The organism is Litoribacter populi (assembly GCF_007483685.1).
In the GTDB taxonomy this organism is placed as follows: domain Bacteria; phylum Bacteroidota; class Bacteroidia; order Cytophagales; family Cyclobacteriaceae; genus Litoribacter; species Litoribacter populi.
Genome location: NZ_VMKN01000002.1, coordinates 336,636 through 352,344, shown reverse-complemented (window position 1 = coordinate 352,344; position 15,709 = coordinate 336,636). Strand labels below are relative to the sequence as shown.

The 15,709-nt window shown below is 41.3% G+C and carries 16 protein-coding genes and 1 tRNA gene; 12 read left to right on the top strand and 5 right to left on the bottom strand.

The features are described from left to right. Window positions 1-54 precede the first annotated feature (54 nt). The 7 genes from FPL27_RS17360 to FPL27_RS17330 all read left to right on the top strand — a co-directional run bounded on the left by FPL27_RS17360 (window position 55) and on the right by FPL27_RS17330 (window position 5,571). Window positions 55-393 carry a rhodanese-like domain-containing protein gene (locus FPL27_RS17360; RefSeq protein WP_143962493.1) on the top strand — a complete coding sequence of 113 codons (339 nt, stop codon included), beginning with the start codon at window positions 55-57 and terminating at the stop codon, window positions 391-393. Between the two features lie 2 nt (window positions 394-395). Further along, a complete protein-coding gene (locus tag FPL27_RS17355) occupies window positions 396-575 on the top strand; it encodes a hypothetical protein (protein WP_143962492.1) in 180 nt (59 codons plus the stop codon). A gap of 150 nt (window positions 576-725) precedes the next feature. Continuing rightward, window positions 726-1,046: a thioredoxin gene (trxA, locus tag FPL27_RS17350; protein WP_143962491.1), complete on the top strand. Its 321-nt coding sequence runs from the start codon at window positions 726-728 to the stop codon at window positions 1,044-1,046. 72 nt (window positions 1,047-1,118) lie between these two features. Beyond that, entirely contained in the window at window positions 1,119-2,540 is a 1,422-nt protein-coding gene (locus FPL27_RS17345) for an MBL fold metallo-hydrolase (protein WP_143962490.1), read from the top strand. Between the two features lie 342 nt (window positions 2,541-2,882). After that, window positions 2,883-4,265, top strand: coding sequence for an OprD family outer membrane porin (locus tag FPL27_RS17340; RefSeq protein WP_235893491.1), 1,383 nt, complete (start codon window positions 2,883-2,885; stop codon window positions 4,263-4,265). 14 nt (window positions 4,266-4,279) lie between these two features. Further along, window positions 4,280-4,861, top strand: a complete 582-nt coding sequence (locus FPL27_RS17335; protein WP_143962489.1) for a YeeE/YedE family protein — start codon at window positions 4,280-4,282, stop codon at window positions 4,859-4,861. A 218-nt stretch (window positions 4,862-5,079) separates the two neighbouring features. Next, entirely contained in the window at window positions 5,080-5,571 is a 492-nt protein-coding gene (locus FPL27_RS17330) for a DUF6691 family protein (RefSeq protein ID WP_143962488.1), read from the top strand. A gap of 316 nt (window positions 5,572-5,887) precedes the next feature. On the opposite strand, the gene glsA is transcribed toward FPL27_RS17330, so the two are convergent. Together glsA and FPL27_RS17320 are read right to left on the bottom strand one after the other, a co-directional pair. Further along, window positions 5,888-6,898 (bottom strand): glutaminase A, encoded by a 1,011-nt coding sequence (glsA, locus tag FPL27_RS17325; protein WP_143962487.1) that lies wholly within the window; start codon window positions 6,896-6,898, stop codon window positions 5,888-5,890. A 75-nt stretch (window positions 6,899-6,973) separates the two neighbouring features. Beyond that, entirely contained in the window at window positions 6,974-8,149 is a 1,176-nt protein-coding gene (locus FPL27_RS17320; protein WP_143962486.1) for a glycosyltransferase family 4 protein, read from the bottom strand. Between the two features lie 391 nt (window positions 8,150-8,540). Here FPL27_RS17320 and FPL27_RS20315 point away from each other — a divergent pair, with 391 nt between their 5' ends. From FPL27_RS20315 to FPL27_RS17305, 4 genes are all read left to right on the top strand, one after another. Then, on the top strand, window positions 8,541-8,825 hold the full coding sequence (locus tag FPL27_RS20315; RefSeq protein ID WP_394348529.1) for a hypothetical protein: 285 nt from the start codon (window positions 8,541-8,543) through the stop codon (window positions 8,823-8,825). Next, window positions 8,792-9,178 carry an HAD-IC family P-type ATPase gene (locus tag FPL27_RS20310; RefSeq protein ID WP_394348530.1) on the top strand — a complete coding sequence of 129 codons (387 nt, stop codon included), beginning with the start codon at window positions 8,792-8,794 and terminating at the stop codon, window positions 9,176-9,178. Before FPL27_RS20315 ends, FPL27_RS20310 begins: the two co-directional genes overlap by 34 nt. 12 nt (window positions 9,179-9,190) lie before the next feature. After that, window positions 9,191-9,670 (top strand): DUF305 domain-containing protein, encoded by a 480-nt coding sequence (locus FPL27_RS17310; protein ID WP_143962485.1) that lies wholly within the window; start codon window positions 9,191-9,193, stop codon window positions 9,668-9,670. A 440-nt stretch (window positions 9,671-10,110) separates the two neighbouring features. Further along, window positions 10,111-10,527, top strand: a complete 417-nt coding sequence (locus FPL27_RS17305; protein WP_143962484.1) for a hypothetical protein — start codon at window positions 10,111-10,113, stop codon at window positions 10,525-10,527. Between the two features lie 415 nt (window positions 10,528-10,942). Here FPL27_RS17305 and FPL27_RS17300 read toward each other — a convergent pair whose 3' ends face one another. Then, window positions 10,943-13,279: an ABC transporter permease gene (locus FPL27_RS17300; protein ID WP_143962483.1), complete on the bottom strand. Its 2,337-nt coding sequence runs from the start codon at window positions 13,277-13,279 to the stop codon at window positions 10,943-10,945. 284 nt (window positions 13,280-13,563) lie between these two features. Next, window positions 13,564-13,929, bottom strand: a complete 366-nt coding sequence (locus tag FPL27_RS17295; protein ID WP_143962482.1) for a cupin domain-containing protein — start codon at window positions 13,927-13,929, stop codon at window positions 13,564-13,566. An 856-nt stretch (window positions 13,930-14,785) separates the two neighbouring features. On the opposite strand from FPL27_RS17295, the gene FPL27_RS20175 reads away from it, so the two are divergent. After that, window positions 14,786-14,920: a DUF7149 domain-containing protein gene (locus FPL27_RS20175; RefSeq protein ID WP_262712098.1), complete on the top strand. Its 135-nt coding sequence runs from the start codon at window positions 14,786-14,788 to the stop codon at window positions 14,918-14,920. 434 nt (window positions 14,921-15,354) lie between these two features. On the opposite strand, the gene FPL27_RS17285 is transcribed toward FPL27_RS20175, so the two are convergent. After that, window positions 15,355-15,427 (bottom strand) — tRNA-Met (locus FPL27_RS17285). Window positions 15,428-15,709: the final 282 nt, after the last annotated feature.

The window sequence follows — 15,709 nt, the reverse complement described above, 5'->3', positions numbered from 1 at the left end:
CGTAAGGATAGGTGGTTAGAGGTATCTTTGTTTAAACTTAAACTGAAATTTATTATGTTCTTCGATATCTTTAAAAGCAAACCAAAAAAATATGTTGATCTTGATGCCAATGCCTTTCATGAAGGAATGAAAAGCAAAGACGCGGTCATCATTGATGTGCGCGGTGGGGGTGAGTTTGCAAGCGGCAAGATTAAGGGTGCCAGAAATGTCGACGTGATGGGGTCTAATTTTGCTAAAAAAGTAGCTGGACTACCCAAGGACAAGCAGTATTATCTTTACTGCAGAAGTGGCAACCGAAGCGGATCCGCTGCAGGTATTATGGCTGATCAGGGATTTGAAAAGGTACATAACCTGAAAGGCGGCATCATGAACTGGCCTTATGAAACAGCGTAACTGTGGACAATAGAGCAATTATATTTACCGTGCTGGGAATTTTGGTGGGTGCGGTCGGAGGATATTTATATTATAGGTTTGTAGGCTGCGACCAGGGTTGCGCCATCACAGGCAGGCCATGGAGCAGTGCTATTTACGGATCCATTCTCGGAGGCATGCTAGGCCAGCATTTTGGAAGATAATATCCATAACTGAAATCATAAAATGCCGCAATAGGGAAACTTTCTTGCGGCATTTTTTTTTTAGTCTTTTGGTCGGTTGTGTGATAAAAATTACCGATTTGGACCTTATTTATATAGTAAATTTGTATTGTTCAATTAAATAAAGAGAAGATGAGCACTCAAAATAAACCTAAATCTTTCAACGAGCTAATCTCCGGGGAACAGCCGGTTTTGGTGGATTTCTTTGCCACCTGGTGCGGTCCCTGCCAGATGATGCAGCCAATCTTGGAGGATGTTACCAAACAGATGGGGACTGCTGTGAAAGTAATCAAAGTGGATGTGGATAAAAATCAACTCGCTGCGAGCAAGTTTCAGGTTAGAGGCGTACCTACTTTGATTTTGTTTCAGAATGGCAAACCTTTGTGGAGGCAGTCAGGTGTGGTGCCCGCCCAGCAGTTGGTCCAAGTGATCAAGCAGCATGCGAAAGTGTAATGTGACAAATGTCATTTTGCTTGAGCATTTCATAGATTAACTTTGTTATATAAAATTAGAAAAACTGATACCATGAAAATAGAACAGATTTATACCGGATGTTTGGCTCAGGGAGCCTACTATATTGAATCCAATGGAGAAGCCGCTATCATCGATCCCTTGAGAGAGGTGCAGCCTTATATCGAGAAGGCTGAAAGAAACGGTGTGAAAATCAAATATGTATTTGAGACCCACTTCCACGCTGACTTCGTATCCGGACATAAGGACCTGGCCGCTAAGACCGGTGCTACGATCGTGTTTGGCCCCACAGAGATGAAACTTGGGTTTGATGCTGTGGTGGCGGAAGACGGGCAGGAATTTGCCATTGGAAATGCCAAGATCAAAGTGATCCACACTCCTGGTCATACCATGGAGAGCTCCGTTTTCCTTTTGATTAATGAGGAAGGAAAAGAAGAGGCCATCTTCACTGGCGACACCTTGTTTATCGGTGATGTAGGAAGACCTGATTTGGCGCAAAAAGTAGTGAAAGATCTTACCCAAGACAAACTTGCCGGTTATCTGTATGATTCCTTGAGAAACAAGATCATGCCGCTTTCCGATGACTTGATCGTGTATCCTGCCCATGGAGCCGGCAGTGCCTGCGGAAAGAACATGAGCAAGGAAACTTCCGATACTTTGGGCAACCAAAAGAAAACCAATTACGCTTTGCAGGACATGAGCAAAGAGGAATTTATCAAGCAGGTGATCACCGGGCTTACTCCTCCTCCGTCTTATTTCCCACAAAATGTGATGATGAACATTCAGGGTTATAACAATATCGACGAGGTATTGACGAGAGGCCTAAGAGCTCTTACCCCTGCGGAGTTTGAGGCAGCGGCTAATGAGACCGGCGCCATCCTTCTGGATACCAGAGCCCCTCAGATGTTTGCCAAAGGCTTTGTGCCTAACTCCATCAACATCGGTATCGACGGGTCATTTGCCGTTTGGGTAGGGACTTTGATACCTGACGTGAAGCAGGAGCTTCTTATTATTGCCGATGAAGGAAGAGAGGAAGAAGTTATTACCAGATTGGCCCGAGTGGGTTACGATAATGCTTTAGGTTATTTGAAAGGAGGTTTCGAAGCTTGGAAAACCGAAGGCAAGGAAGTGGATACCATCACATCCATTTCGGTAGAAGAGCTTGCTGAAATCAAAGAAAAAGATCCCCAGGCATCAGTATTGGATGTTAGAAAAAACAGTGAGTATGCCAGTGAACATATATTGGGAGCTGAAAATGTGGCTTTGGATTACATCAATGAAAACATGGCCCAAGTGGACATGGACAAAACCTATTACGTGCATTGCGCAGGAGGATACCGCTCCATGATCTTTACCTCTATATTGAGAGCAAGAGGATACGACAAGCTTATTGATGTTGCCGGCGGTTTTAAAGCCATCAAAGACTCTGGCAAATTCCAAGTGAGCGAGTATGTATGTCCTTCTACGTTGCTGTAAAAACACAGCGCTGGAATGGGGCACAAAGGTCACAAAGCTTCCACGAAGTCGCACTAAGGCCTCTTTGGGGAAGCAAAAATGGGTCAAAAGGCACAAAGTTTTCACGAAGGACACAATGGCTTCCATGCGGAGATAATTGATTTCCTTGTGCGAATCGGCCAAAAAGGCATAAAACAAGCCCCTGACCTAAAAATACCTAGTACATAGTACCTAGTACAACATTTTAAACCAAACAAACCCCTAAGCGGCGAGACCTAGTTCTCGCCGTTTTTGATTTCAGGACTTGCAGTGTGATGAATGTCACTGTAATGGCACAACATGATGATGTATCTTTGTAATGTGATGAAAAAGTATCTGTTCCTAGTGGCCTTCTTTGTTTCTCTTGTGGCTTACTCCCAAGAAAAACACGCCCAAATGGACAGCGCCGGCCAGGTGTACGGTTCGCTTGGAGACTGGCTCAAAAATGGGGAGCTGGACTTTCATGTCCGCAACTTCTTCATGGCTACCCGAAACAAAGGTGCTTTATTAAATTATTTCTCCCTGGCCACAGGTGCCGGGTTGGGATATTACAGCCCCTCGTTTAAAGGCTTCCATGTGGGATTCAGCGGGTTCTTCGTGTTTCAGCTCCATGAGCATAATCTCAGGATTGCCGACCCGGTCACCGGGAATGTCAACCGATATGAGATTCTGCTCTATGACATGAACGACCTGGAAAATACCCGGGACCTGGACAGGCTTGAACATTTATACCTTTCCTACTTAAATGATGGTTTCCAAGCAGTTTTTGGTCGGCAAAGTGTCAATACCCCCTTTCTCAATGAACAGGATAACCGAATGAGGCCCAACACCTTCAGTGGGCTGACACTTAGGTATACCACCAATGATTGGGATATATATGGTGGAGGCTTTACGCATGTTACGATGCGGGGCACCGTGGATTGGTATAGCATCGAGGAGTCTTTTGGAGTTTATCCATTTGGACGCAATCCTTTAGGGGAACCTTCCAGTTATAAAGAAAACATTTCCTCCAGCGGAATTGGGATGCTGGGTGTTAGTCGTAAATTGAATGAGAAAGGTTCTTTGCATGTATATAATTATTGGGCAGAAAATGTGTTCAATACCACCTTTGCCCAATCAGACTGGAAGTTTGGTCTTGAGAAGCAAGGACTTCAAGTGGGACTGCAAGGTTTCTATCAAACTCCGACAGGTGGTGGCAATGAAAATCCATCCACGTCCTTTATCATGAGTAGCGAACAGACCTACGGAATAGGTGGTAAAGCAGGATGGTATTACGGAAACCACGCCTGGTCGATAAATTTTCTCGGCATCTCCGATTCGGGAAGGTTTCTCTTCCCAAGGGAATGGGGGCGGGAGAGGTTTTATGCCAGTTTGCCTAGGGAAAGGTTTGAAGGCAACGGTGGCGTGAGGGCTATTACGGCCAAATATGACTGGAAAGGCCATAATAATTGGAGAGGAGCTCTGGGGGCTAGCACAGTTAAAAACCCAGATATTAACAATTATGGGTTAAACAAATATGGGGTGCCGAGTTATTACCATTTCGTGGGCGAACTGGACTACGAGTTTGATGGTTTTCTACAAGGCATGGACTTAAGGTTTATGGTGGTCAACAAGACCGCCCAGCGCCCCAACCAGGTTCCTGATCGTTACCGGATTAACCGGGTGGATATGTGGAACTTCAACCTGATAATGGATTATAGATTTTAAAACAGAATAGAAAAATGGAACAATTTATTGAATGTATCAGACAACCTTGGCCTTGGTATATTGCTGGTCCCCTGATCGGCTTGACAGTGCCAGCCCTGTTGTTGCTGGGTAATAAATCATTTGGAATCTCCTCCTCATTGAGGCACGCCTGTGCAGCTTGTTTTCCAGCTAATATTCCTTTCTTCAAATACAATTGGCAGAAGGAAATGTGGAACTTGGTATTTGTGCTGGGAGTTCTGATTGGAGGATTCATCGCTACTGTTTTTATCTCCAACCCAGATACGGTAGTTGTTGCGGAGTCCACCCAGAGAGATCTGGCGGCTTTGGGGATGACCAGCTTTAGCAACCTGATGCCTTCCGAAATCTTTTCCTGGGAAAACCTATTTACCTTGAAAGGCTTGTTCTTCTTTGTAATCGGCGGTTTTATGGTAGGTTTCGGTACCCGCTATGCGGGTGGATGTACCTCTGGGCACGCCATCATGGGGATCAGTAACCTGCAGTGGCCATCCTTGGTAGCCACCATCTTCTTCATGCTAGGAGGTTTCGGCATGACACACTTGATCTTACCCCACATCATGGCATTGGTTGGATTCTAAAGAAATAGAACAAAGGCGCCGCGGAAAAGAAATGGTCACAAAGGAGAGCACAAAGTTTTACAAAAGCCTCTTCGCAAAAAAAATAAATATTCAAGGTGTCCATTAGCTTTAAATAGCGATATGGCCAAAATGGCAAGTAACAAGCCCGGTCCTAGAAACATCGGTCATCCGACATCGGTCATCGGTCATCAGTCATCCGACATCAAAACAACTAGAAAATGAAAACAGAGCAAAAAAATATACAAAATAGCCCCATAGATTGTGAGGCACCCAATATGCAGAAAATGGACGAGACAGGCTTGTCCCTGTTGAAGTACCTGATTGTTGGGATCTTATTTGGGATCGTATTTGTAAAGGCTGAAATCATCTCTTGGTACAGGATCCAGGAAATGTTCAGACTGCAAAGCTTCTTTATGTATGGAGTGATCGGTTCGGCCATTGCGGTTGGAATGCTTTCCATCTTTTTGATTAAAAAATTTAACGTGAAGACCATCTCCGGTGAGCAGATTAAAATAGGCAACAAAGAATTCAGAAAAGGTCAAATCATAGGAGGTTTCATCTTCGGTTTGGGCTGGGCCCTTACCGGCGCCTGCCCGGGACCATTGTTCGCCCAGATAGGTAGTGGTTTTGGTGTCGTTGCAGTGACCCTGCTGAGTGCGATTGCCGGTACTTGGGTCTACGGTAGGTTTGCGGATAAACTTCCGAATTAATAGGATTAGGAGGTTATTTCTGAATTGGCGCTCCGCGCATCCAGAAGGTTAGGAGTTTAGAAACCGCAAAGCGACGCAAAACCTTTTTAAATAGTAAACTTCTAAACAGTCCAGAATCGTATACAGTGCAGCTATGCGATTCTGGACGCTAACCTTCTAAACCCTCACTCAAACACCTTTTTGATAATTGCCCTTATCAAAAACACCGCCGTCACTATCACTGACCCCACTTTCAATAATTCCATAAGTTTTCTTTTAGGGATTTACTTTTTGTTGAAGGAAAGAGTTTCAGCGGGTAAAGGAAATTCATTGAAATTTACCGTTTCCGATGGTCAATTCGTGGGTCTTTCTTTCCATGCACATTTCTGAACAGAGCGTCGTGTTTGTGAAAGTTGAACTTTTCTACCAATTTTTCACAGAACTTCACACCGCGTACAGTATTACCGTGTTCATCCAATGGAGGTGAATATATAGATATCCCCATTAATTCCGGAATCACGGCAATCATTCCTCCGTCCACACCACTTTTAGATGGAATCCCCACATTGAAGGCAAATTCACCTGAATGATCGTACATGCCGCAAGATAACATCAGGCTCAGCATATCTTTTACCGTATCATGTTCAAAAACCTTAATTCCATTGCTCGGGCTAGTGCCATAATTAGCCAGTGTAGCTGCTGCATGAGCTAAGTCATCGATATTGATGCCTATGGAACAGCACATGTAATGAAATTCAACAGCTTTGTTTAAGTCCGTATTTTCGGGAAAGGCATTATGCTTCATCATAATATGAGCTAAGGCAAAATTAGAATGGGAGGCCTCCATTTCTTTTTTAAATGCATCTTGGTCAAAACCCAGGGGTTTTTCTCCACAGAGTTTTTTCCATATGCCCATTACATGTTCCAATTTTTTATCATTGTCCAAGTTAGGCTTGATTAAGCTAGCACTCATGATCGAGCCGGAGTTGATCATAGGGTTATGGGGAAGGTTGTGCCGGTTGAGGATCATTCCTTTTTCAAAGTTTTCGGCACCAGGTTCCTTTCCGATATGCCGGTGTACGGTTTCCTTACCGCACTCCTCTATTGCAATCCCATAATTAATGGGTTTAGAAATTGACTGAATGGAAAATGATAAGTGATGGTCGCCTAACTGAAGCCACTGCCCATCTACTGTGCAAATGGAAACGGCAAATGGCGGATTTTCCAGGCCTTCTGGATACAGGTCTTTATCAGGTGTCCCCTCAGTATGAGGGGTAACGTGTTCAAAAATTTCTATGATGTCTCTCTTAAAATCCTCAAAATCAGGTATTACCGGAGTATTAGGCATCTAGGCTTAGTTTGGTTGCTGTACATAAACAACCTGGACGGGGAGATGTTTTTATTGTATTTTGTACCCATTATTTCAACTCGCCAAATCCGGCATCGACTTCGAAGGTTTTGCTGGCACTGCCGGTTCGATGTTAATAAGGGTTTTGTTTTCCAAAAAGGCCAACAGCTTTTGTGTCAGCATGCGGTGGTCATGATGTTGGGAAATGTATTTATGACAATGGTTCTGCATTTTGCCATGCCTTCTGGGGTCAAGTTCCTTAAGTTTATCACTCAGGTCCTCTCTGGAATGGTACACGACTCCTAATTTGTGTTTGGTTAGAATGCCGTCCGGATTTACCCCTTCAGAAGAAAGTATGGGAGTACCTACATACATGGCCTCCAAGAAAGTGTTGCTGAACCCTTCATAATGGGAAGTATTCAATAGGAATTTGGCTTGTGCTAAACAGGGGAGGACCTCATGTCGCTGCAGGAAACCGATAAACTTCACATTAGGAAGCTGCCGCAGTCGTTTTACGTACGCCCGGGTGATGGAGTCGATATTTTTTTCTTCTTTTCCAGCTACCACAAATTCTTGATCTGGCATGATGGTGGCTATTTCGAACAATAGCTTTAGGTTCTTTTCTGGCTTGAAAAGGCCAAGCCATACTATGGCATTTTTAGGCATGCCCATATTGACAGGGCGTGGGTATGGATAGATGGGGTTTGTAAGTTTTACAGTTTTCTTATTCGGAAACTGACTACTGATCTGCTCAAGCTGATAATCGTTTTGACAAAGGATGGTGTTACTTAACGACAAACCTAGCTTTTGCAAAAATCTATGGCTTTTGGAGTGTTTCTTCAAGATACGTTTGTCCACCAGCCCATCGCTTGAAATCCTTACGATTAGCTTGATGCCAAGAACCTTGCACATCAACCCAAAATAGAAGGTACTCCAGGAAGGGATGCCCACGTAGACGTAATCAGGTTTTGCTTCCTTAAGCCTTTTAAAAAAATAGGGAAGGCGGTATGTTGCCCAGCGAAGTTTGCGAATACCTTTTTTTTCATCAAAAAATGGAATCAGGTTTATGCCTGCAAATCCCTTTTTCAATTTCTGACCCGGTTCGGTGCGCGTAATAATGCTTACCTGATGGCCTTCTTCCTGTAGGCCTTTGATCCAGCCCAGCGCCTGTACTGCCGCCCCGCCGGAGGGCTTTTCTTCTACAGTCAATAAATCTATAAGCTTGTCGTCAATAAACAAAAAATGCATCATAGTACTTCACTTTAAAATGAAACGTAAATGGATTTGAAAAGAGAGTAAAAACCAACCTAGAGGTCCTCTATAATAAAACTAGCTAATGAAAATTTAAATTTTGCGCTACTGCCTTAAAGTAATTGTTACGATTAAAATGTGGATAAACAGAAAAATAACATTGCGGTAATAAGGTTCATGGGTGAATATAGTATTAATATTAGAAAAGTGAAAATATTTTAAGTTAAAAAATGGTATAAGTTTTTGGTATATAAGGGTTTGGAGCTTCCTCCTCACCGCTATCCCATACTACTCCACTAGGAGTGATTTTAGAAAACCCTCTTTTAGTGTAAAAGGCAAAACTGTAGTAGCTGCCGATTACTTCAAGGACAAAGGTCATCTATTACCTGAAATGGCAAAAGATATCAATCAAGATGCAGAGACCGTAAACTTTGTGCTGATAGTGGGTGAAATAATAGGCATTATTACCTTGGCCGATACCATTCGGGAAGGATCTCAACAGGCGATTAATGATTTAATAGAAATGCACATCAAGTCTTTCTTGCTCTCGGGCGAAAATGAAAAAATTGCAGCAGCAGCGAGTAATAAGTTGAGAATGGACGGTTTTTTGCCAATCTTTTACCCCATAATAAGCAAGAGGAAATTAAAGAATTTCAAGCAGAAGGAGAAATTGTAGCAATGACGGGAGATGGTGTAAATGATGCACCGACATTAGCACAGGCAGATGTAGGAATTGCTGTGGGTTCTGGTACTGATGTGGCTGCCGAAACAGCCGATATCATTTTAGTAAACAGTGACCCAAGAGATGTTGCAAAAATGATTGATTTTGGAAAACGGACTTATCAGAAAATGGTGCAAAATCTTGTTTGGGCAGTAGGATATAATGTCATAGCGATTCCCCTAGCTGCCGGAATCCATTATCCAACCTTTATTTTAAGCCCTGCAATGGGTGCAGTGTTAATGAGTGTTAGCACTATTGTGGTTGCAATCAATGCTAGCCTGCTAAAATTGAATAGATCAAATTTTTAAAATTAAATAACTATGGAAAATTCTAATCAGGATAATCACAATAGCAATTACACAAAATTCATGTTAATGCTTGGTGCATCTTTTATTGCAATGTACATCACAATGTACTTAAACACGTATGCGATAGACCACGTGTATTTTAGCTTAACCCGTTTCTACATGACTTGCTTAGGTATTTCATGCATGGCAGTTATAATGTGGTTTTTTATGCGAAAAATGTACAAAAACAAAAAAAAGAATATTGCTATTCTCCTAGGTAGTATTCTTCTTTTTATTAGTGCCTTGGGTTTGGTCAGAACGCAAAAACCAATCATAGGCGACATACATTGGATGAAAGCGATGATTCCTCACCACTCCATTGCTATTCTTACCAGTGAAAGAGCAAATATTAATGACCCAGAAGCAAAGAAATTAGCGGAAGACATAATTAAGGCTCAGGAAAAAGAGATTCAGCAAATGAAAAAAATGATTAAACGGTTGGAGGAGAAATAGAACTGTTACTTGGGCACCGATTATGGCAGATTTTCGCACAATTATACTTTTTTGAGGTTTAGACTCAAATGTATAAACTGAGTAATTGGCGAATTGGCCCCTCAAAGTCTGCATCAAATCTTTGATGTTTGGCAACTGTGTTGCTTGAACTATCATAGTTAACTTCTTTTGAATCTTAAGTTACGAATAAAAATGGAAAGGGTTAGATTTAGAGTTTGCAGCATTTGCGTTTAACTTATACATACTTTCATAGCTTATAATATTTTTCACCCATCCTCTGTATCATGAATCCGATAATACTAGAATTGACCGCATTTAACGACTGCTAATTTGACATCCTGAAAAACAAAAGTTGATAAGGCTGACAGTATATTGAACTTCATTTTTGGAATCACATAAGAGTTCAAGTACATTTTATGCTTATAACTGTGAATAATCCTATGGCACAAAACACGAGAGTTGACGTTGAACCCTCCGGGATAGTAATTCCGATTTCGATAGAAATCGACCCGATGGAAAAGTTGCTTTTGGACAATTTTGAAAAAGACCCAGACACTATGTATGTGGGTTTTGAACCTCAGGTGTTTAATGACACCATAAATGGCACCGGACATTTAATTATTGGTTGGAGAACAGACAAAAAGATTGATGTTTATCATCAAAAATCTCTTACTCTTGATTCCTTAAAGTACAGTATTGCCGGTGCAGGTTTAAACAAAATGATTGCAGTCGATATGGATAAAGCATCATATGAAGTGAATGATGTTGGTGTTCAGGCTCACTACAAATTCAGGGACATGCTTGATGCTGCAACTCATCCCACATCGCTGCCCATGGTCCTACTGCATGATTTCTAATTCGTCAGAAAAAGCGAAACAGATATTTAAGGTTTCCATAAATGAAAAAGCTCACAAACTGGATGATCTTCCGATGCCTATTGACTGGCAAAAATTACTGCTCGATATAGCCCTAAACCGTTGATAGCAACATTCAATCCCGCATTCAATGGGGTGTTAGAGAGTTTAAACAGCCCTCTTTTCCATGTTTGAATACTATTCAGGCAAATACTCAATTGAAAGGGAAGTTTAGGATTGGAGGACATAAATCTGTAGGGAGCATTTCAGGAGACTATTCCCTTCGATCAGATAAGAACTCTACTAATATCAGAATTGTACCAACCAAAGGTTGGAAACCAAAAACAACCCAATTTTCGACCTGGTTTTTGTTTACAGTTGTGCTCTCCTAATCCTGATCACCTGCCAAGGATTAATTTTACTCTGCTTTTAAAACGTTTACTGGTTCAATTTGCCCTGCTCGAATGGTCTGTGATAGGACAATCAGTAGCGCGACTATGGCGACCAAACCAAAGCCAATGCTTATATTGATAAAGCCCAAATCGACATCATAACCACTTTCCTGTTTTAATAGATCCCCACCAAACAAACCCGCCGGCACACCGATAAGTCCGGCCACAAGGATGAGTATGCCGAAATTTTTGGTGACAGTCCACACCAATTTGGTGTTGCTTGCCCCCAATACTTTTCTTATACCCAGTTCTTTTGTCTGGGTTTCTACCGTGTAACTTGCTATACCTAAAATGCCCAAACCAGCAATTATCATGACTATAAGGGCAAGGCCTCCAAAAATACTCATTCTTTCTCCACTGCTTTGTGAATAATTATCTTTTAAGTTCTGAAGATTTGCTGTTTTTTCAGGAAAATGGTTTATCCATAATGCTTGAATGGCCTGGGTCGCCTCCAACTCGGTATCCGGCTTTATTTTTATAGTCAGCGTGGCTATTTCATTTGGCAAATACCGATAGATTAAAGGTTTTGTTTCGCCGATAATTTCATTGGGCATGATGCCAATGACTTGCACATAGGCTGAGTCCAGTAATAAATTTTGCCCCACCAAAGTTTCCGATTTAGAGTCCAGCATTACTGCGGCAGCTTCATTTACCAACACATATTGCTCAGCACTTTGAGGCATAATTTTAGGAAAATTTTGTCCGGATTTTAAGCTGATACCTTCTGTTTCAATTGTTTTCGGATCAATACTTACATAGTTTATTTCCAGCGCTTTATCATTAAATGCTACAGAAGATTTCCCCATCTTATTCGCTTCAAAATACCAGTTGGTCGCCAAAATCGTTTCTACCTGACTTAGTTGACTTATATCGTTTTGAAGGTTTTCATAGTTTTCACCTTCCAAATCAAGTATCAGCACATTGGGTGGCACGGTTGCACTAATAAGGGCATTGGTTTTTCTATCATAATCTGCAAATATGACAAAAAATATCATCAGCATGATAGTCACTGAAAACTGTACCACGATCAAAGCTTTGTAAACAGCAACACCTCGAAACAGCTTTATATTCTTCATTTTACGCAAAATCTGTACGGGCTTAAACGCTGACAATAGCCAGGACGGAAATGCCCCTGCAACTAAACCTGTGATTACGGTGTAGGTTAACAAGCCCAAAATGAAGGTTAGATCAAAAGAAAAGGCCACATTTATATCGGGATCGGGAATATATTGCAATAAGATATTCACACAAGGCACGGTAAGCAATAAAGCTAATAGCGCAACAAGGGTTGATTCCATTAAAAATTGACCCATTATTTCACCTCTTTTGGCGCCTACAGTTTTGCGGATACCAACTTCCTGCGCCCGGGAGAAGGCGCGGGCCAATGCCAAACTGATATAGTTGAAGGCAGATAATAGGGTTAGGAATAGTATTAAAATCAGCTGTGTTTTTATGCTCTCGTAAGTGCCGCCCGCATTAGTATCATTTTTAATGTCTTTGTTTATTCGAGGTGTAATATCCTCTACGGGTTGTGCCAAAAATTGAAGATTGCTCTTGTCCAAATCCCGACCATAGTTTTGGAGCGTTGTATTGAGCTCCTTCAAATTATCTTCTGATTTTAAACGTGCATAAATTGCTGCACTCTTGAAGTCTTCCCAATTTTCAGAAACATTGCTGATTGCTCCATCTTTTTCAAGCATTTCAGCAGCATTCATAGATAACATTGCCTCAATGGGTAAATGTGTTTCTAAGGGCGGATCTTGGATAATTCCGGCAACGGTATAAGCACCTAAGTTTTCAAATTGAACAGTTTGTCCTACCGCATTGGTGTTTCCAAATATTTTTTTAGCTGTATTTTCGCTTAAGAATAGGGCTGTGGGATTATTGAAAAGGCTTTGAGCATTACCAGACAACAGTTTAAAACCAAAAACATCAAAAAATGAAGGCTCCGAAAATTTGATGTCGATAGGTACATCTCCTTTGTCGGTTTGCAAATTATGTTTTCCTGCCAGACGTACTTTTACCGTATTTTCAACAAAGGAGGCGCTTTCCATTTGAGCCGCCAATGGCAATGGAGCTGTTGCCCATTTCGTTTGTTCCCCCTCTATTGATTCTTGAGTGAGTATCCGGACAATTTGATTTAAATTTGGATGAAAATGGTCTGTATCGTAAGTGGCTTTTATGAATGTAAAAAGAATAACCCCAACCGCCATGCTTAATGACAAGCTCAGGATATTGACCAATGAAAAGAGTTTGTTTTTCCAGAGAATCCGTAAAGCGATTTTTAGATTGTTCTTTAGCAAGACTTAAAGTGTTTAATTATTAATGAGAGATAGGTCAAATACTGAAAAGGGATTGCCTCCCAACTGTATGGGCAAAGTTGGAGCCATAACCCAACTGGTTAAGAGTCAGTATCTTATGTAAATTTTTATTAAAAAGATGTTCGGTTATAGTACACCGTTGTAGCGATATGATACTGTCATACCAAATTAAGATAAGACAGCGGTACTTACTTTTATCTCAGTAGGTGCATGCCTTGAAGAAGCTTATTGGTAGGATGTATGCCTAGCGCTCCTGTAGCTAGCAGTTATAACCACTCCTGCTTTTCCACTGTTTGTGCTACTTTTAAGTCCCCTGTGTGTTTCGTGGACTTAGGTTCTATAAGCATGACCATTACTTCTTCACCATTTTTAGTCCAAGGTTTATGCTCTACCCCCTTTGGAACAATGAGAATCTCTCCCGGTCCGGTTGAAATGGTTTTCCCGTCTCTATAATCCATCATAAGCGTGCCTCTGACCACCACAAACATCTCGTCTTCCTCCTGATGGCTATGCCAAACGAGCTCTCCTTTAAGTTTGGCTAGTTTTACGAAGTTTTCATTCAACTCTCCTATGATATAGGGGTGCCAATGACTCTGTATTTTGGCAAATTTTTCTTCCAAGTTGATATTCATAGCGTTGACTATTTGATTCTTAAAATTAACTAAATAATCAGAAGAAGTCTAAAACTTGTGTTTTACTACCTGCAATCCGTGAGTTTATGGTCTAGAGGTCATCTTTTTAGCCTGGTGTATAACGTCCCTCGGCTAAGGACTTGGGGCATTCGAAGCGAATAATAATGGTAAATTCGAGAAATAAACCTTGCGTATGGGAATATTTGCCGCATGTTTTCTTAGGTGCTGTTACAGGCAGGTTATTTTCTCTCTGCCCAGTTTACCAGCTTTTGGTTTTTGATATGACGGAAGTCTTTTATGTTGTGGGCTACTAATGTCATTTCGTTTGCTAGAGCAGAAACCCCCAATTATCAAATCAAATTCCTCATGTAAAGGTGTTCCGTTTTTTCTCAGGTAAACTTTGTTATGAGCGTATTGCTCGACTATTCCAAAAATAGGAATGATGGTCAGCCCTTTTACAAATTTGTCAACCGCTTTGTGTGATTTTTTGGGATTATCGCTGTTCTCTGCTCCATATTTGAGTTCAAAAACCGTTATTTCAGAAATAAAGCAATTTTCAAGTCCTTTCTATTATAACTGTTTTTTTCATTGATTGTGTTCTTCTTGTCTTGCCTGTAACTTATATACCCCCCCTCACGCTTATGAGGGGTTGTAGTCAGGGTATAATGATACTAAACTTTTCTTACAAATCATCTACGATAAACCGGATTTTTGGCAACTTTCAGCTGCTTCTTGTATGGATAAGCATCTTTCCCTTGTTCTAGAAGGATATTTTCACCTGAATTCTTTGCCATAATTACTTTTCATTCCAAAATCTAGCAAATTGAAGCCTTAAACTTTTAAGTACCGGCTTCCCATGAACCACAAGATTTTACGGCCACGACAGGCGCTCAACAAGGCATGCCTCAAAGTAAAACCTGTCAGAAAGGATATCGAAGTTTTCAAGACCAACCTGATCAACTTTATTGACCAGATCAATGAGTCCGAATAGGAGGAGTAATGCTTTTTATTCCAAAAATCTAATAAATTGAAGTGTAATTAATGATATACGGAAGATCAAGAAACACTTTTTTTGAAAAAATACTATAATTAGCTATGCGAGGCAAATTGGTGCTTTGGGCTGGTGCGGGATTATCAACGGAAACAGGGTATCCTTCGGGTTGGAGGTTGTCAGAAATCTCTATGGATTAAACTTTAGGATGTAGAAAAGCATTCCTTGCAACCCAGGGAAATCGAGGAGTGCGATACAGATTTAATGGAGCTGGATTGCGGGTTGATGACGCGTTGAACACGGGATAAACACGGGATAAGTGCTACTTCGTTTAAGATCAGTGTCCGCCGCGGCGCCTTCCTACGGTAGGTAGGGATATGAGCCCGATGAACTGAAAGAGCATAAAAAAAGCCAAGCATTTCTGCTTGGCTGAGTAGCGGGAACAGGACTCGAACCTGTGACCTTCGGGTTATGAGCCCGACGAGCTACCAACTGCTCCATCCCGCGATATATCTTAACAATTAATTTGTCGCTGTTTTGGTTCATTAAAACTGGAGTTTTTTTGCCTTTTGCGTTTCCCCTTTGCTTTAATGTGATACAAATGTAAGGGGATTTTTTGAGAAGTCAATAGATGGGCAATAAAAAAATATGGAACAGAATACCTTTATTGGGCCTTGAAATTGACTGTCAGTTCCTTAACCCCACATACTTTTTTGGAGTTTTTCGCCCTCGTAATTTTAATTTCCTTATGCACCCTATTTACTAAATTACCATAGAGCTTCCTTTTTC